Below are 16,770 nucleotides of genomic sequence, written 5' to 3' on the forward strand. Positions count from 1 at the left end.
GAGAACAAGCAATGAGTATGAGCGATCCTATCGCCGATATGCTGACCCGCATTCGCAACGCCCAAGGCGTTCAAAAAACGACTGTGGCCATGCCATCGTCGAAAGTCAAAGTAGCGATTGCCAACGTCCTGAAGGACGAGGGTTACATTGAGGATTACGCTGTCGCCGAAGCTGGTGGCAAGTCGGAACTCAAAATCGGTTTGAAGTATTATGTAGGCCGTCCTGTTATCGAGCGCCTTGAGCGCGTGTCCCGTCCGGGCCTGCGCGTGTACAAGGGCAAGGATGAAATCCCAACCGTGATGAACGGCCTGGGCGTTGCCATCGTGTCGACCCCGCAAGGCGTCATGACCGACCGCAAAGCGCGCGCTACCGGCGTCGGCGGCGAAGTCATCTGCTACGTCGCGTAAGGAGCAATAATGTCTCGTGTAGCTAAAATGCCTATCGCTGTGCCAGCTGGCGCTGAAGTCGCCATCTCCGCAGCAGCGATTACCGTAAAAGGCCCGCTGGGCGTACTGACCCAGGCCCTCACCGGCCAGGTGAAAGTAGAAAACAACGCTGGCACCCTGTCCTTCGACGTGGCCAACGACAGCCGCGAAGCCAATGCCATGTCCGGCACGCTGCGCGCGCTGGTGAACAACATGGTCACCGGCGTCACCAAGGGTTTCGAAAAGAAACTGAACCTGGTTGGCGTGGGTTACAAGGCGCAAGCCGCTGGCGACAAGCTGAACCTGTCGCTGGGCTTCTCGCACCCGGTGGTCCACTCGATGCCAGAAGGCATCACCGTGGCCACCCCGACCCCGACCGAGATCCTGATCAAGGGTGTCGATCGTCAAAAGGTCGGCCAGGTCGCCGCCGAAGTTCGCGCTTACCGCCCACCTGAGCCTTACAAGGGCAAGGGCGTCCGTTATTCGGACGAAGTGGTTAAGATCAAAGAAACCAAGAAGAAGTAATTAGGGGCTGACGATGGATAAAAAAGAATCTCGTCTGCGTCGCGGACGTCAAACCCGGATCAAGATTGCTCAGATGAAAGTGAACCGCCTGTCGGTTCACCGCACCAACCTGCACATCTACGCAAACCTGATTTCCCCGGATGCCAAAGTACTGGTTTCGGCCTCGACCGCGGAAGCGGAAGTGCGCGCTGAACTGGCTGGCAAAACCGGCAAGGGTGGCAACGCCGCCGCCGCCGCTCTGGTTGGCAAGCGCGTAGCAGAAAAAGCACTGAAAGCAGGAATCACCGAAGTCGCGTTCGACCGCTCCGGTTTCCGTTACCACGGCCGTGTCAAAGCGCTGGCAGAAGCTGCCCGCGAAGCCGGTCTGAAGTTCTAAGGGTACGATCATGGCAAAAATGCAAGCTAAAATGCAAAGCGACAAGCCGGATGACGGCATGCGCGAAAAAATGATCGCGATCAACCGCGTGACCAAAGTGGTCAAGGGTGGTCGTATCATGGGCTTCGCGGCGCTGACCGTGGTTGGTGACGGCGATGGCCGCATCGGCATGGGTAAAGGCAAATCGAAAGAAGTGCCAGTGGGTGTGCAAAAGGCAATGGAAGAAGCCCGCCGCAACCTGATCAAAGTGCCGCTGAAAAACGGCACGCTGCATCACACCGTTATCGGCCGCCACGGCGCGTCGAAAGTGATGATGATGCCAGCCAAGCCGGGTACCGGCGTGATCGCTGGTGGCGCCATGCGCGCGATCTTCGAGGTGATGGGCGTGACGGACGTGGTGGCGAAATCCACCGGCTCGTCGAACCCGTACAACCTGGTGCGCGCGACCCTGGACGGCCTGTCGAAAATCAGTACTGCTGCTGACATCGCTGCGAAACGCGGCAAGTCGGTGGAAGACATCCTGGCTTAAGGGGAATCCACATGAGCACTATCAAAGTACAACTGGTGAAGGGCCTGATCGGCACTCGTCAAGACCACCGCGCCACCGTGCGTGGCCTGGGTCTGCGCCGCGTCAACTCGGTTTCCGAGCTGCAGGACACCCCATCGGTACGCGGCATGATCAACAAGGTCAGCTACCTCGTGAAAGTCGTATCGTAAGCCTCGGCTTATGATCTGGAGAAATCAATGGAATTGAATACCATTCAACCTGCTGACGGCGCGAAGCACTACAAGCGTCGCGTTGGTCGCGGTATCGGCTCCGGCCTGGGTAAAACCGCTGGTCGTGGTCACAAGGGTCAAAAATCGCGTTCGGGCGGCTTCCACAAAGTCGGTTTCGAAGGCGGTCAGATGCCTCTGCAACGCCGTCTGCCTAAGCGCGGTTTCAAGTCGCTCAACGCCACCTTCAAAGCTGAAGTGCGTCTGTCCGACCTGGAAAAGCTGGCAGTGGGCGAAGTCGACCTGCTGGTCCTGAAGCAAGCCGGCGTGCTCGGCGTGCTGGCGCGCGACGTGCGTGTGATCGCCTCTGGCACCATCACCAAAGCCGTCGTCGTCAAAGGCCTGAAAGTCACCGCGGGCGCGAAAGCGGCCATCGAAGCGGCTGGCGGCTCGGTAGCCTGAGTCACCGCTAACAGCTAGATCGGAGCGAAAATTGGCGACCAACCCACAACTTGCTAAGAGCGCCGCGGCTGGCTTCCCTTGGGGCCGCCTGTGGTTCTTGCTTGGCGCATTGGTGGTGTACCGTATCGGCGCTCACGTTCCTGTACCGGGTGTAGACCCGGTACAGCTCGCGGCACTGTTCAAGTCGCAGGAAGGCGGCATCCTGGGCATGTTCAACATGTTCTCCGGTGGCGCCTTGTCTCGCTTTACGGTGTTTGCGCTCGGTATCACGCCTTACATCTCGGCCTCGATCGTCATGCAGTTGCTGTCGATCGTGTCGCCGCAGATGGAAGCGCTGAAGAAGGAAGGCGAATCCGGCCGCCGCAAGATCACCCAGTTCACCCGTTATGCGACGGTGGCGCTGGCGTTGTTCCAGGCACTGGCTGTTTCCGCGGCCCTGGAATCGCAAGCTGGCCTGGTGCTGGATCCTGGCCTGGGCTTCCGCTTCGTGACGATCGTGACGCTGTTGACCGGCACCATGTTCCTGATGTGGCTGGGGGAGCAGATTACCGAGCGCGGTCTCGGTAACGGCATCTCCATCATCATCTTCGCCGGCATCGCCGCCGGTCTGCCGGGCGCCTTGGGTGGCTTGTTCACCCAGGTGTCGACCGGTTCGATCGGCAGCTTCTCGGCCATCATCATCGTGGTGCTGGTAGCCCTGGTTACCTACGCGGTGGTGTTCGTGGAGCGTGGACAGCGCAAGATCCTGGTCAACTACGCCAAGCGTCAAGTCGGCAACAAGATCTACGGTGGCCAAACCAGCCACCTGCCGCTGAAGCTGAACATGGCAGGCGTCATTCCGCCGATCTTCGCATCGTCGATTATCTTGTTCCCGGCTACGCTCGTGGACTGGTTCTCGAAGGGCGCTGACAAGTCCAACGTTGTCGTCGTGTTCATGAAGGACCTGGCGGCATCGTTGAACCCCGGCGAGCCTATCCATGCATTGTTGTACGCCGTGGCAATCGTGTTCTTCTGTTTCTTCTATACCGCGCTGGTGTTCAACAGCAAGGAAACAGCGGACAACTTGAAGAAGAGCGGGGCCTTTGTGCCAGGGATCCGTCCCGGTGAGCAGACTGCCCGCTACATCGACAAGATCCTGACGCGATTGACCTTGGCCGGCGCCGTCTACATCACGCTGGTGTGCTTGTTGCCGGAGTTTATGAATGCCCAGTGGAAGGTTCCCTTCTACTTTGGCGGCACCTCCCTGTTGATTATTGTGGTTGTGACCATGGATTTCATGGCCCAGGTGCAAAACTATGTGATGTCGCAGCAATACGAATCGCTGCTGCGCAAAGCAAACTTCAAGGGCGGGATTCCGCAGCGATAAGCGCGGCAAACATAGCGAAAAATGGCAAAAGACGACGTCATACAGATGCAAGGCGAGATTCTGGAGAATCTCCCCAATGCAACATTTCGAGTGAAGCTGGAAAACGGGCACGTGGTGCTCGGACACATTTCGGGTAAAATGCGGATGAACTATATCCGCATCCTTCCTGGCGACAAGGTGACGGTCGAACTGACCCCTTACGACCTGAGCCGGGCCCGCATCGTGTTCCGGACCAAGTAAATAAACAATCGTACTAGAAGAGAGTGCAAAAATGAAAGTTAACGCTTCAGTCAAGCGCATCTGCCGCAACTGCAAGATCATCAAGCGCAAAGGTGTGGTCCGCGTAATCTGCGTCGAACCGCGTCACAAGCAGCGTCAAGGTTAATAACCGTTATTTATCGAGGAATAACGAATGGCACGTATTGCAGGGGTTAACATCCCAAATCACCAGCACACCGTTATCGGCCTGACGGCCATCTACGGTGTAGGCCGCCCGCGCGCGCAGTTCATCTGCGCCCAGACGGGTGTTCCGACCAACAAGAAGATCAAAGATCTGGACGACAGCGAACTGGAAAAGCTGCGCGATGAGATCGGCAAATTCGTAGTAGAAGGCGATCTGCGCCGCGAACTGTCGATGAACATCAAGCGTCTGATGGACCTGGGTTGCTACCGTGGTATGCGTCACCGCAAGGGCCTGCCGGTCCGCGGCCAGCGTACCCGCACCAATGCACGTACCCGCAAGGGCCCGCGCAAAGCCGCTCAATCGCTGAAGAAATAATCTAGGAAAATATTATGGCTAAGCAACAAAGCAGCGCAGCAGCAGCTCGCGTACGCAAGAAGGTCAAGAAGAACGTTGCAGAAGGTATCGCACACGTTCACGCTTCCTTCAACAACACCATCATCACCATCACCGACCGTCAGGGCAATGCTCTGTCGTGGGCGACCTCCGGTGGCGCTGGCTTCAAGGGTTCGCGTAAATCGACCCCGTTCGCAGCGCAGGTTGCTGCTGAAGCCGCTGGTAAAGTGGCTGTCGAGTGCGGCGTCAAAAACCTGGAAGTGCGCATCAAGGGCCCTGGTCCTGGTCGCGAATCCGCAGTGCGCGCACTGAACAACCTGGGCATCAAGATCACCGAGATCCAGGACGTTACCCCAGTACCGCACAACGGCTGCCGTCCTCCTAAGCGTCGTCGTATCTAATGGCGTTGCCGGCGGCTGGTCCGCCGGCGTCGTCCTCTTGGAAGCAAAAAACCGCTGGAACAGTGGGCCGGAAACGGCTATACTGTCCGGCTGTTATCGCCTGTCGAGATGGATTTCGACGGGTTTTTCGTTTTGAAGCCACCGTCCGAGCTGAAAGTGAGCTGGACTAGCGCCTAACCGCATGATGCGGCTGGGGCGTCATATTTAAAGGAAAACATCGTGGCACGTTATATCGGACCAAAAGCAAAACTGTCCCGCCGTGAAGGCACTGACCTGTTCCTGAAGAGCGCACGCCGCTCCCTGGATTCGAAATGCAAACTGGACGTCAAGCCAGGCCAGCACGGCGTCAAATCCGGCGCCCGCACCTCGGACTACGGCAACCAGCTGCGCGAAAAGCAAAAAGTCAAGCGTATGTACGGCATCCTGGAACGCCAGTTCCGCCGCTACTTCGCTGAAGCCGACCGCCGCAAAGGCAACACCGGTGAAACCCTGCTGTCCCTGCTGGAAACCCGCCTGGACAACGTTGCATACCGCATGGGCTTCGGCTCGACCCGCGCTGAAGCGCGTCAGCTGGTATCGCACAAAGCCTTCACCGTGAACGGCCAGGTTGTGAACATCGCTTCCTACGTCGTCAAGACCGGCGACGTGATCGCCGTGCGCGAAAAAGCCAAAAAGCAAGTGCGTATCGTTGAAGCGCTGTCGCTGGCTGAACAAGTCGGCATGCCAGCTTGGGTGTCGGTTGACTCCAAGAAAATGGAAGGCACGCTGAAATCGCTGCCAGAGCGTAACGAAATCGCTCACGACGTCAACGAATCGCTGATCGTCGAACTGTACTCGCGTTAATCGCGGTCGGTAGTTCCCCGCCCACTCCCCGGAGTGGGCGTTTTCACTAATGCCATCAGCCTTATCGGTGTAATGAGCCGAGGGTATTGAAGAGGACATTTCATGCAAAACAGTTTGTTGAAACCACGTATCATCGACGTCGAAGCCCTGGGCGCCGGTCACGCTAAAGTCGTGATGGAGCCGTTCGAGCGTGGCTATGGCCACACCCTGGGCAACGCGCTGCGCCGCGTGCTGCTGTCGTCCATGATCGGCTACGCGCCGACCGAAGTGACGATCGCCGGCGTCGTGCACGAGTACTCGTCGCTGGACGGCGTGCAGGAAGACGTGGTTGATCTGCTGCTGAACCTCAAGGGCGTGGTATTCAAGGTGCATAACCGCGATTCCGTCACCCTGACCCTGAAGAAGGAAGGCGAAGGCGCCGTCCTGGCATCGGACATCGACCTGCCGCACGACGTCGAGCTGATCAACCCGGACCACGTCATTGCCCACCTGACCGCAGGCGGCAAGCTGGACATGCAGATCAAAGTGGAAAAAGGCCGCGGCTATGTGCCGGGCAACGTCCGCCGCCTGTCCGAAGACACCAACAAGACCATCGGCCGCATCATCCTGGACGCGTCGTTCTCGCCAGTGCGCCGTGTGTCGTACTCGGTGGAATCGGCCCGCGTGGAACAGCGTACCGACCTGGACAAGCTGATCATCAACATCGAAACCAACGGCGTGATCACGCCGGAAGAAGCGATCCGCCAGTCGGCCCGCGTCCTGGTGGACCAGTTGAATGTATTCGCCGCCCTGGAAGGCACGGAAGCGGCCGCCGAAGCGCCATCGCGCGCTCCGCTGGTCGATCCTATCCTGCTGCGTCCTGTGGACGACCTGGAGCTGACCGTTCGTTCGGCCAACTGCCTGAAAGCGGAAAACATCTACTACATCGGCGACCTGATCCAGCGTTCGGAAAACGAACTGCTGAAGACGCCGAACCTGGGCCGCAAGTCCTTGAACGAAATCAAGGAAGTGCTGGCTTCGCGCGGTCTGACTCTGGGCATGAAGCTCGAGAACTGGCCGCCTGCAGGTCTGGAGAAGTAATTGCTCTACCCGCGCGCGGCATGTGCCGCGCGCGTTCAACCCCTTAGAACCGGTCCGCGCCCGGGCGATAGCCTGAGCGATCGAAGAACTCGGAATTAAACAAAACCGAAAGGAATTACCATGCGTCACCGTCACGGCCTCCGTAAGCTGAATCGTACCTCGTCCCACCGCCTGGCTATGCTGCGCAACATGACCGTTTCCCTGCTGCGTCATGAAGCCATCAAAACCACCGTTCCTAAAGCTAAGGAACTGCGCCGCGTGATCGAGCCGATCCTGACCCTGGGCAAGACCGATACCCTGGCAAACAAGCGTCTGGCCTTCGCCCGCCTGCGCGACCGCGAAATGGTCCTGAAGCTGTTCGCTGAACTGGGCCCACGCTACGCCAACCGCAACGGCGGTTACCTGCGCATCCTGAAAATGGGTTTCCGCGTAGGCGACAACGCTCCTATGGCTTACGTTGAACTGCTGGACCGTCCAGAGATCACCGAAGCTGTTGAAGTTGCCGACGAAGCGTAATTTACGCTGAGTAAGAAGAAGCCAGGCTCTGCCTGGCTTTTTTTACGCCCGCGCGCCGGCCCCGGCGGGAAATCGCGCCCGGGTGTACTATTTATGGGTTTTAGTCCAAGAAGCCCGCCATGTCCCGCTACACCCAGATGTTCATGCGCCTGTTCGCGCTGCTGATGCTGTTCCAGGCCGTTCCGGCCCGCGCCGAGGAGGAATTCCTCCAGCCTGCCGCAGCCTTCAAATTCTCCGCGCGCATGATCGACGGCAAGACCGCCGCCGTCACCTACCAGATCGCCGACGGCTACTATATGTACCGCGAGCGCTTCATCTTCAAGGCGCAGGGCGCCGCCCTGGGTGCGCCGGACATCCCGCCGGGCAAGATCAAGTTCGACGACACCTTCAACAAGGAAGTCGAAACCTACCGCAAGCAGGTCACCATCACCATCCCGGTCGACACGGCCGGCCCGTTCACCCTGATCGCCAGCTCGCAGGGCTGCTCGGACAAGGGCCTGTGCTACTCGCCGCAAGAGGCGAGGATCGGCCTGGTTGGCAGCGGCGGCAGCGGCGCTGCGGACGGTGCGCTGCAGCCGGCTGCGACGGGGCAGGCTGGCATGGCGGACGGCACTGCGCCGGCGGCAGCGCGGCGGAGTGCTGCGCTTGCGGCCGGGGATGCTTCCGCAGCGGGCACGGTGCCCAACGCCGATACCAGCGAGCTGGGCAAGATCGAGGCGGCGCTGAAAGGCGGCCGCTTGCTGGTCATCCTGCCGCTGTTCGCACTGCTCGGCCTGGGCTTGGCGTTCACGCCCTGCGTGCTGCCCATGGTGCCCATCCTGTCGTCCATCATCGTCGGCGAGGGCGCGCGCAGCAGCCGCGCGCGCGGCCTGCTGCTGTCGCTGACCTACGCCTTCGGCATGGCCATCGTCTACACCGCGCTGGGCGTGGCCGCCGGGCTGATCGGCGAAGGGCTGGCCGCCGCGCTGCAGAACCCCTGGGTGCTGGGCGCCTTCGGCCTGCTGATGGTGGCGCTGTCGCTGTCGATGTTCGGGCTGTACGAACTGCAAGTGCCGGCCGGCCTGCAAAGCCGCCTGAGCACGGTCTCCAACAAGCAATCCTCCGGCAAGCTGGCGGGCGTCTTCGCCATGGGCGCGATTTCGGCGCTGATCGTCGGCCCCTGCGTGGCCGCGCCGCTGGCCGGCGCCCTGGTCTACATCAGCCAGACGCGCGACGTCCTCATCGGCGGCGGCGCGCTGTTTGCCATGGCGGTGGGCATGAGCGTGCCGCTGCTGCTGGTCGGCGTGTCGGCCGGCACCTTGCTGCCGCGCGCAGGCGCGTGGATGGAAGGCGTGAAGAAATTCTTCGGCGTGTTGCTGCTGGCCATGGCGCTGTGGCTGGTGGCGCCCGTGCTGCCGGCCAAGCTGGCCATGCTGGGCTTCGCGCTGCTGGGCATCGGCTACGGCGCCTACCTGTTCGCGGGGGGCGGCAAAACCGGCTGGCTGGGCAAGGCCGCTGCGGTGGTGTTCGTCATCCTGGGCGGCGTGCAGCTGGCGGGCGTGGCGACCGGCGGCAGCGACGTGCTGGCGCCGCTGGCGCACCTGAAGGGCGAAGGCGCGCAGCCCTTGCACTTCACCCGCGTCAAGACCGTGGCCCAGCTCGACGCCGCGCTGGCGCGCACCGGCGGCAAAACCGCCATGCTGGATTTCTACGCCGACTGGTGCGTGTCCTGCAAGGAGATGGAGAAGCTGACCTTCATCGATCCGGCCGTCCAGGCCAGGCTGGCCGGCACCGTGCTGCTGCAGGTGGACGTGACTGCCAACGACGAGGACGACAAGGCCATGCTGAAGCGTTTCAATCTGTTCGGCCCGCCGGGCATCATCCTGTTCGACCGGCAGGGCAAGGAGATCGCCGACGGCCGCGTGATCGGTTTCCAGCATGCCGACGCTTTCTTGAAGTCGCTGGGCAAGCTCCCATAAAAGCAAGGGGGCGCCGCGGCGCCCCCTTCTCCATATGAAAAGATTGCTTAGCCGTGGCGCATCATGGCGCCGTGGCCGCCGTGCATCCTGCCGTGGTGCTGCCTGGCCTGCTCGTCGAAGGTCTTCTTTTGTTCCGGCGTCAGCACCGCGTAGAAGGTCTTCAGCGCCGCCAGGCGGGTTTCATGCTGGGCCAGCATCTGCTTGTGCAGTTCCAGCCGTTTTTCCATGCGTTCCGGCGCGCTCAGCTGCGCCAGCGCGGCGCGGTCCGGGCGGGCCGCAGGCAGCTGCGGCGTGGCGGCGGCAACGAAGGTGGCCCAGGCCGGCTCCTGCGCGGCGGTCAGCTTCAGCGCGTCGTGCAGCTTGGCCTGGTGCTGGGCCACCATCGCGCTGAATTTCGCCTTGTGCTCGGCCGCTTTCGCCGCGCGCTGCTCCTCGGTCAGGGCCTGGCCGTGGCGGCCGTGCGCCGTGCTGTCCTCGGCACGGGCGGCATTGCCCACCGCGCCCAGGCTGAGCACGGCCATGCCGACCAACAGGGTTTTGCGTATCGTGTTCATGGTATTTCCTTTGTGTTTGGGTTCAGTGGCGTTGATGTGCCCGAATGCGTGTGCACTGCACATGGAACACATCTTGGCAGCGGCGTGTTTCCGATGCGTGTCCCCCGCCGCCGCATTTGTATCAAACTGTTTCCCTGAAGCGTCACTCCCTGCCGATATACAAGACGATACAAAGGCTCATTGGCCTTCGCCTGCCGAACTGGGGATAATTGGGACATGGAACAAACCTCTACCATCCTGATCGTCGACGACGACCGCGACATCCGCACGCTGCTGGCCGACTACCTGGAAGCGAACGGCTACCGCACCCAGTGCGCGGCGGACGGTGCCGGCATGTGGAAGCAGCTCGACGAAGCCCGTCCGGACCTGATCGTGCTGGACCTGAACCTGCCCGGCGACGACGGCCTGACGTTGTGCCGCAAGCTGCGCGCGACCTCGTCGCTGCCTGTCATCATGCTGACCGCCCGCAGCGAGCCGCTGGACCGCATCCTGGGCCTGGAGATGGGCGCCGACGATTACCTGCCGAAGCCGTTCGAGCCGCGCGAACTGCTGGCCCGCATCCGCAGCGTGCTGCGCCGCAGCCACGCCATGCCGTCCAATGCCGGCTCCGACAAGGTGCAGCAGATGCGCTTTTCCAACTGGACGCTGGACCTGACCGCGCGCCACCTGCTCAATCCGGACGGCATCGTCATCATGCTCTCGGGCGCCGAGTTCCGTCTGCTGAAGGTGTTCCTGGAACACCCCAACCGCGTGCTCAACCGCGACCAGCTGCTGAACCTGACCCAGGGCCGCGACGCCGACCCCTTCGACCGCTCGATCGACATCCAGATCAGCCGCCTGCGCCAGAAGCTGGGCGAGGACGCGCGCGTGCCGCAGATCATCAAGACCGTGCGCAACGGCGGCTATGTGCTGGCCGGCGCGGTCAGCGTGGAACCGGCAACGTGAAAGCCTTCCTCAGCTCGATGACGGGCCGCGTCTTCCTGATGCTGCTGCTCGGCATCGTGGCCTCGGCCACGCTGACCCAGTACCTGGCCGTCACCGAACGCCAGCGCACCCTGGAGCGCTACCGCGATTCCTACGCGCTCGAGCGCGCCGACGAGCTGCTCTCCACGGTCAACGTGGTCAAGCCCGAAGCGCGCGCCGACTATCTGAAAATCACGGCCAAGGGCAGCTTGCGGCTGGAGCCCACCGGCGACGCCATCAACACCGCCCAGCCGCCCACCGAGTTCTCGCGCCAGCTGGCGGCCCGCCTCGGCGCCGGCTACCTGCTGTCGCCGCTGCCCGAGCGCCCGGCCGCCTGCGACACCCCGCGCGAGATCAACTCCGTCTTCGGCCCGGCCCATTGGCACGGCACCTGCGAGGCGATCAACGTGGCCATGCAGGACGGGCAGGTGCTGCGCCTGACGGTGCTGCCGCCGCGCTCGCCGCCGCCCACCGGCCAGAACGAAATCGTCTCCATCCTGCCTTTCCTGTTCAGCATCACCGGCCTGGCCTACCTGGTCACGCGCATGGCCGTGCGCCCGCTCAAGCAGCTGGCCCAGGCCGCGAAAGACCTCGGCGACGACATCAACCATCCGCCGCTGGAACTGCGCGGGGCCAGCGAGATCCGCCAGGCCAGCGCCGCCTTCAATGCCATGCAGGCACGCATCCGCCAGCACATCTTCCAGCGCACCCAGATGCTGGCCGCCATCACCCACGACCTGCAGACCCCGCTCACCCGCATGCGCTTGCGGCTGGAAAAAGTGGCCGACGCCGACCTGCAGCAAAAACTGCTGGGCGACTTGTCCGCCACCCAGCAGATGGTGAAGGAAGGCCTGGACCTGGCGCGCAGCATGGACAGCACCGAGAACATGCAGGCGCTGGACCTGGACTCGCTGCTCGACAGCGTCTGCGCCGACGCGGCCGACGCCGGCCAGGACGTGGCCCTGAAGGGCCGCGCCGCGATGGCGCTGATGGGGCGCCCGCTGGCGATACGGCGCTGCCTGGTGAACCTGCTGGACAACGCCGTCAAGTACGGCCAGAGCGCCAGCGTGACGGTCGAGCGCCTGGTGGGCGCCGCGCGCATCCGCATCCGCGACAGCGGTCCCGGCATTGCGGCCGACCAGCTGGCGCAGGTGTTCGAGCCCTTCTACCGCATCGAAACCTCGCGCTCGCGCGAATCGGGCGGCACCGGCCTGGGCCTGACCATCGCGCGCAACATCGCCGAGCAGCACGGCGCCAGCATCGCGCTGGCCAACCACCCGGACGGCGGCCTCGAAGTCACGCTGGTGGTTCCCGAATACTATGCGGCAAAATAATTCTGCCTTGCAATAACGTAGCGCAATACAATTAGAACAATGAAAAAGACAACTTTGGCAATTCTGGTCGCTGCGGCCGTCGTCATCGGCGCCGGCGCATGGCATTACTCGCAGCCGGCGCCCGCCGCCGCATCCGCACCGGCGGGGCAGGGCAAGAGCGGCCAGGGCCAGCAAGGCCCGACCTCGGTCAACGTCGTCACGCCGCAGCGCCAGGACGTGCCGGTGATGCTGGCCGCCAACGGCACCGTCAGCCCGATCAGCACGGTCGACCTGCACCCGCAGACCACCAGCACCATCGTCAAAGTGCACATCAAGGAAGGCCAGTTCGTCAAACAGGGCGAGCTGATGTTCTCGCTCGACGGCCGCAGCGAGACGGCCAATGTGGACAAGGCGCAAGCCCAGGTCATGCGCGACCGCGCCACGCTGGCCGACCTGGAACGCCAGCACCAGCGCAGCCAGGAGTTGCTGGCCCAGAAATTCATCGCCCAGGGCGCCGTGGACACCCTGCGCAGCCAGGTCGAGTCGGCCCGCGCCCTGCTCAACGCCGACCTCGCCGCCGCCCAGGCCGTGAAGGTGGACGCCAGCTACACCAGCATCCGGGCGCCGATGAGCGGCCGGGTCGGCGCCATCAATGTCTACCCGGGCAGCCTGGTGCAATTGTCCACCTCGCTTACCACGGTCACCCAGCTGAACCCGATCAACGTCTCCTTCACCTTGCCGGAAAGCGCGCTGGCCGGGCTGCTGGCGGCGCAGCAGGCCGGCACGGTGCCGGTCGAAGTGGAATCGGGCGGCAAGCAATTCAAGGGCAAGCTCAGCTTCATCGACAACGCGGTCGACCCGATGGCGGGCGTGATCCGCGTGAAGGCCGAGTTCGATAACAGCCGGACCCAGCTGTGGCCCGGCCAGTACGTCAACACCAGGCTGACCGTGCAGACGCTGAAAGATGCGCTGGTGGTGCCGCAAAACGCCATCATCACCAATACCCGGGGCACCTTCGTGTACACGGTCGGCGCAGACCAGACCGCCACGGTGGCCAACATCAAGCGCCTGCACACCTTCGGCCCCTATGCCGCCGTGTCCGGCCTGAGCGGCGATGAAAAGATCATCGTCGAAGGCAAGCAGAACCTGCGTCCCGGCGGCAAGGTGCGCATTGCCGACGCCGTGCCGGGCGGTAAGAAGAAGAGCAAAGAGCCGAGCGCCGGCAGCGAGCCGGCCCAGAAGAGGGATGGCGCGGCATGAATCTGTCCGAATTGTGCATACGCCGCCCGGTGATGGTGGTGCTGCTGTCGCTGAGCCTGATCCTGGCCGGCGTGCTGGCGTATTCCCGCATCCCGGTCGCGGCGCTGCCCAGCTATAACACCCCGGTCATCAACGTCGGCGCCGACCTGCCGGGCGCCAGCCCGGAGACCATGGCGTCCTCGGTGGCGCTGCCGCTGGAGAAACAGTTCTCCACGATCGCCGGCCTCAACCTCATCACCTCCACCAGCACGCTGGGCAACACCTCGCTGACCCTGGAATTCGATCCCAGCATCAATGTCAACGAGGCGGCGGTCGACGTGCAGGCCGCGCTGCTGCGCGCCCAGCGCTCGCTGCCGCAGGAAATGACGGACCTGCCGTCCTACCGCAAGGTCAACCCGGCCGACGCGCCGGTGCTGTTCATGGCCATGACTTCGCCGTCCCTGAGCCTGTCCGAGCTGAACGACTACGCCGAGAACCTGATCGCCCCCAGCTTGTCGACCTTGCCCGGCGTGGCCCAGGTGTCGGTCAACGGCCAGAAACGCTTCGCCGTGCGGGTGCGCGCCAAGGCCGACCTGCTGAACGCCCGCAACCTCACGCTCGAGGAACTGGCCGCCGCCATCAAGTCCGCCAACGCCAATACCCCGCTCGGCATCCTGGACGGCCCCAGCCAGACCCTGACCATCCAGGGCAACGCCCAGCTGATGAAGGCCGCCGAGTTCGCCGAGCTGATCATCGCCACGCGCAACGGCCAGCCGGTGCGCCTGAAGGACGTCGCCAGCGTCGAGGACAGCTACCAGTCCATCAAGGCGGCCGGCAGCTACAACGGCGAACGCTCCATCGTGCTGCTGGTGCAGCGCCAGCCGGACGCCAACACCGTGCAAGTGGTGGACGGCGTGCGCAAGCTGCTGCCGCGCTTCCTGGCGCAGGTGCCGGCCTCGGTCAAGATCAACCTGGTCAACGACCGTTCCATCTCCATCCGCGAAGCGCTGCACGACGTCAACCTGACCCTGGCGCTGACGGTGGGCCTGGTGGTGCTGGTGATCTTCCTGTTCCTGCGCAAGGCGGCCGCCACCTTCATCCCCGCCGTCACCATGCCGATCTCGCTGCTCGGCGCGCTCAGCCTGCTGTACGCCTTCGGCTACAGCCTGGACAACGTGTCCCTGCTCGGCATCACCCTGGCCGTCGGCCTGGTGGTGGACGACGCCATCGTGGTGCTGGAAAACATCGTGCGGCATATCGAATTGGGCAAGAAGCCGCTGCAGGCGTCGCTGGTCGGCGCGCGCGAGATGGGCTTCACCATCATTTCGATTTCGATCTCGCTGGTGGCCGTGTTCATCCCCATCTTCTTCATGCCGGGCGTGATCGGCCTGCTGTTCCACGAATTCGCCGTGGTGGTGGCGCTGTCGGTGCTGGTGTCGGCGGTGGTCTCGCTGACCCTGGTGCCCATGCTGTGCTCGCGCCTGCTGCCGGCCGACGCCCACGACGCCGAGGGCGACGACACCTTCATCGGGCGCTGGTTCGAAGCCGGTTTTTCGCGCCTGCGCCAAGGCTACGCCAGCACGCTCGACGTTGCCCTGAAGCACCGCCACGTGGTGCTGGCGATCGCGGTCGGCACCTTCGCGCTCACCATCTTCCTCTATATCGAGATCCCGAAAGGCTTCTTCCCGGAAGAGGACCTGGGCCAGATCCGCGTCACCACCGAGGCCTCGGAGGACATTTCCTCGGCCGCGCTGCTCGAGCTGCAGGGCAAGGTGGCCAGCGTCATCATGGCCGACCCCAATGTGCAGGACGTGACCTCCTTCATCGGCGGCGGCAACGGCGGCCGCATGTTCCTGGTGCTCAAGCCGCGCGGCGAGCGCGCCCGGATGCCGCAGGTGCTCGACAGCCTGCGCAAGGCCACCAAGGCCGTGCCCGGCATGGCCGTTTACCTGAGTCCGGTGCAAAACCTGCAGCTGGGCGGCCGCCCGAGCAAGAGCCGCTACCAGTACACCCTGCAGTCGGTCAGCCCGGACGCGCTCAACGACTGGGCCGGCAAGTTCCAGGAGCGCATGCGCGCCGACAACGCCTTCCGCGACGTCACCAGCGACTCGCAGAACAAGGGCCTGCAGGCTTCGCTGAAGATGGACCGCGACAAGGCCAACACCCTGGGCGTGGAAATGAGCGCCATCCGCAGCGCGCTCTACCTGGCCTTCGGCGAGCGCCAGGTGTCCACCATCTACTCGTCCGCCGCCAGCTATTTCGTGATCCTGGAAGCGGCCACCGAGGACCGCCAGTTCGACGACGCGCTGACCAGGATATCCGTGCGCAACAAGGCCGGCCAGCTGGTGCAGCTGTCCAGCTTCGCCAGCGTCGAGCGCACCGTGGGACCGACGGCGGTCAACCACCAGGGCCAGCTGCAGGCCATCACCCTGTCCTTCAACCTGGCGCCGGACGTGCCGCTGGGCGTGGCCACCGGCAAGATCGACAAGATGGCGGTGGAGATGGGCTTGCCCGCGTCCATCATCACCACCTATGGCGGCGACGCGGCCGTGTTCCAGAGTTCCCAGGGCAGCCAGCTGATCCTCATCATCGCCGCGCTGGGCGTCATCTACGTGCTGCTGGGCGTGCTGTACGAGAGTTACATCCACCCGCTGACCATCCTGGCCGGCCTGCCGTCGGCGGCCGTGGGCGCCTTGCTGACCTTGCGCATCTTCAACCTGGACCTGACGATGATCGCCATCATCGGCATCCTGATGCTGATCGGCATCGTGAAAAAGAACGCCATCATGATGATCGATTTCGCGCTGCACGCGCAGCGCAACGAGGGCATGCAGCCGGCGGAAGCCATCCGCGCCGCCTGCGTGCTGCGCTTCCGTCCCATCATGATGACCACGCTGGCGGCCCTGATGGGCGCCTTGCCGATCGCGCTCGGCCTGGGCGCCGGCGCCGAACTGCGCCAGCCGCTGGGCCTGGCGGTGGTGGGCGGGCTGATCTTCTCGCAGGTGATCACGCTCTACATCACGCCGGTGATTTACCTATTCCTCGACAAGTACAGCGGCAGCGGCCCGATGGACGACGCCACGCTGGCGCAGGAGCCCGGAGGGCCGGCCAAGGGGGCGGTCGAGCTAAAAGCTGTCAGCATGGCCAAGCACTGATATCATACGGCGGGCCGGAGATACAACCGGTTACATCCGTCAAGACCGAGTCCGGGTAAGCTGGCGGCTCTCGGGTGTTGTGCC

20 protein-coding genes are annotated in these 16,770 nt (G+C 63.2%); 19 read left to right on the top strand and 1 reads right to left on the bottom strand.

Features of this window, described 5'->3' with window-relative positions:
- Nucleotides 1–11: 11 nt before the first annotated feature.
- The 15 genes from rpsH (at nt 12) to dsbD (ending at nt 9,462) form a co-directional block, all read left to right on the top strand.
- Complete coding sequence (rpsH, locus tag ACSQ8Y_RS26600) at nt 12–407, top strand: 30S ribosomal protein S8 (RefSeq protein ID WP_161071429.1); 396 nt, start codon at nt 12–14, stop codon at nt 405–407.
- A 9-nt stretch (nt 408–416) separates the two neighbouring features.
- Nucleotides 417–950, top strand: coding sequence for a 50S ribosomal protein L6 (gene rplF / locus ACSQ8Y_RS26605; RefSeq protein WP_436269393.1), 534 nt, complete (start codon nt 417–419; stop codon nt 948–950).
- A 13-nt stretch (nt 951–963) separates the two neighbouring features.
- Nucleotides 964–1,326: a 50S ribosomal protein L18 gene (gene rplR / locus ACSQ8Y_RS26610; RefSeq protein WP_436269394.1), complete on the top strand. Its 363-nt coding sequence runs from the start codon at nt 964–966 to the stop codon at nt 1,324–1,326.
- Between the two features lie 10 nt (nt 1,327–1,336).
- On the top strand, nt 1,337–1,855 hold the full coding sequence (gene rpsE, locus ACSQ8Y_RS26615; RefSeq protein WP_049817602.1) for a 30S ribosomal protein S5: 519 nt from the start codon (nt 1,337–1,339) through the stop codon (nt 1,853–1,855).
- 11 nt (nt 1,856–1,866) lie between these two features.
- Nucleotides 1,867–2,043: a 50S ribosomal protein L30 gene (gene rpmD / locus ACSQ8Y_RS26620; RefSeq protein WP_436269395.1), complete on the top strand. Its 177-nt coding sequence runs from the start codon at nt 1,867–1,869 to the stop codon at nt 2,041–2,043.
- Between the two features lie 27 nt (nt 2,044–2,070).
- A complete protein-coding gene (gene rplO, locus ACSQ8Y_RS26625; RefSeq protein ID WP_436269396.1) occupies nt 2,071–2,502 on the top strand; it encodes a 50S ribosomal protein L15 in 432 nt (143 codons plus the stop codon).
- 31 nt (nt 2,503–2,533) lie between these two features.
- Nucleotides 2,534–3,868: a preprotein translocase subunit SecY gene (gene secY, locus ACSQ8Y_RS26630; RefSeq protein ID WP_436269397.1), complete on the top strand. Its 1,335-nt coding sequence runs from the start codon at nt 2,534–2,536 to the stop codon at nt 3,866–3,868.
- A 21-nt stretch (nt 3,869–3,889) separates the two neighbouring features.
- Nucleotides 3,890–4,108 (top strand): translation initiation factor IF-1, encoded by a 219-nt coding sequence (infA, locus tag ACSQ8Y_RS26635; protein ID WP_005663428.1) that lies wholly within the window; start codon nt 3,890–3,892, stop codon nt 4,106–4,108.
- A 31-nt stretch (nt 4,109–4,139) separates the two neighbouring features.
- A complete protein-coding gene (gene rpmJ / locus ACSQ8Y_RS26640; RefSeq protein ID WP_005663407.1) occupies nt 4,140–4,253 on the top strand; it encodes a 50S ribosomal protein L36 in 114 nt (37 codons plus the stop codon).
- 27 nt (nt 4,254–4,280) lie between these two features.
- Entirely contained in the window at nt 4,281–4,646 is a 366-nt protein-coding gene (gene rpsM / locus ACSQ8Y_RS26645) for a 30S ribosomal protein S13 (RefSeq protein ID WP_093556901.1), read from the top strand.
- A gap of 14 nt (nt 4,647–4,660) precedes the next feature.
- The gene (rpsK, locus tag ACSQ8Y_RS26650) at nt 4,661–5,065 is read left to right on the top strand and encodes a 30S ribosomal protein S11 (RefSeq protein ID WP_008444339.1); all 405 of its coding nucleotides are present in this window, start codon (nt 4,661–4,663) and stop codon (nt 5,063–5,065) included.
- Between the two features lie 219 nt (nt 5,066–5,284).
- Nucleotides 5,285–5,908: a 30S ribosomal protein S4 gene (gene rpsD, locus ACSQ8Y_RS26655; RefSeq protein ID WP_436269398.1), complete on the top strand. Its 624-nt coding sequence runs from the start codon at nt 5,285–5,287 to the stop codon at nt 5,906–5,908.
- 102 nt (nt 5,909–6,010) lie between these two features.
- Nucleotides 6,011–6,988, top strand: coding sequence for a DNA-directed RNA polymerase subunit alpha (locus ACSQ8Y_RS26660; protein WP_134386530.1), 978 nt, complete (start codon nt 6,011–6,013; stop codon nt 6,986–6,988).
- Between the two features lie 120 nt (nt 6,989–7,108).
- A complete protein-coding gene (gene rplQ / locus ACSQ8Y_RS26665) occupies nt 7,109–7,504 on the top strand; it encodes a 50S ribosomal protein L17 (RefSeq protein WP_056404269.1) in 396 nt (131 codons plus the stop codon).
- Nucleotides 7,505–7,623: 119 nt separating this feature from the next.
- The gene (gene dsbD / locus ACSQ8Y_RS26670; protein ID WP_436269399.1) at nt 7,624–9,462 is read left to right on the top strand and encodes a protein-disulfide reductase DsbD; all 1,839 of its coding nucleotides are present in this window, start codon (nt 7,624–7,626) and stop codon (nt 9,460–9,462) included.
- Between the two features lie 47 nt (nt 9,463–9,509).
- Here dsbD and ACSQ8Y_RS26675 read toward each other — a convergent pair whose 3' ends face one another.
- Nucleotides 9,510–10,016, bottom strand: a complete 507-nt coding sequence (locus tag ACSQ8Y_RS26675; protein ID WP_436269400.1) for a Spy/CpxP family protein refolding chaperone — start codon at nt 10,014–10,016, stop codon at nt 9,510–9,512.
- 216 nt (nt 10,017–10,232) lie between these two features.
- Between ACSQ8Y_RS26675 and ACSQ8Y_RS26680 the strand changes: the two genes are divergently transcribed.
- Genes ACSQ8Y_RS26680 through ACSQ8Y_RS26695 form a run of 4 tightly spaced genes read left to right on the top strand, consistent with a single transcriptional unit; the run spans nt 10,233 to nt 16,686 of the window.
- Nucleotides 10,233–10,961 (top strand): response regulator, encoded by a 729-nt coding sequence (locus ACSQ8Y_RS26680; protein WP_436269401.1) that lies wholly within the window; start codon nt 10,233–10,235, stop codon nt 10,959–10,961.
- Nucleotides 10,958–12,313 carry an ATP-binding protein gene (locus ACSQ8Y_RS26685; protein ID WP_436269402.1) on the top strand — a complete coding sequence of 452 codons (1,356 nt, stop codon included), beginning with the start codon at nt 10,958–10,960 and terminating at the stop codon, nt 12,311–12,313. Before ACSQ8Y_RS26680 ends, ACSQ8Y_RS26685 begins: the two co-directional genes overlap by 4 nt.
- A gap of 39 nt (nt 12,314–12,352) precedes the next feature.
- The gene (locus ACSQ8Y_RS26690; protein WP_436269403.1) at nt 12,353–13,552 is read left to right on the top strand and encodes an efflux RND transporter periplasmic adaptor subunit; all 1,200 of its coding nucleotides are present in this window, start codon (nt 12,353–12,355) and stop codon (nt 13,550–13,552) included.
- Nucleotides 13,549–16,686 carry an efflux RND transporter permease subunit gene (locus tag ACSQ8Y_RS26695; protein WP_436269404.1) on the top strand — a complete coding sequence of 1,046 codons (3,138 nt, stop codon included), beginning with the start codon at nt 13,549–13,551 and terminating at the stop codon, nt 16,684–16,686. Before ACSQ8Y_RS26690 ends, ACSQ8Y_RS26695 begins: the two co-directional genes overlap by 4 nt.
- The last annotated feature ends 84 nt before the right edge of the window (nt 16,687–16,770 follow it).

This window comes from Pseudoduganella sp. LjRoot289, assembly GCF_964252925.1.
In the GTDB taxonomy this organism is placed as follows: domain Bacteria; phylum Pseudomonadota; class Gammaproteobacteria; order Burkholderiales; family Burkholderiaceae_D; genus Rugamonas.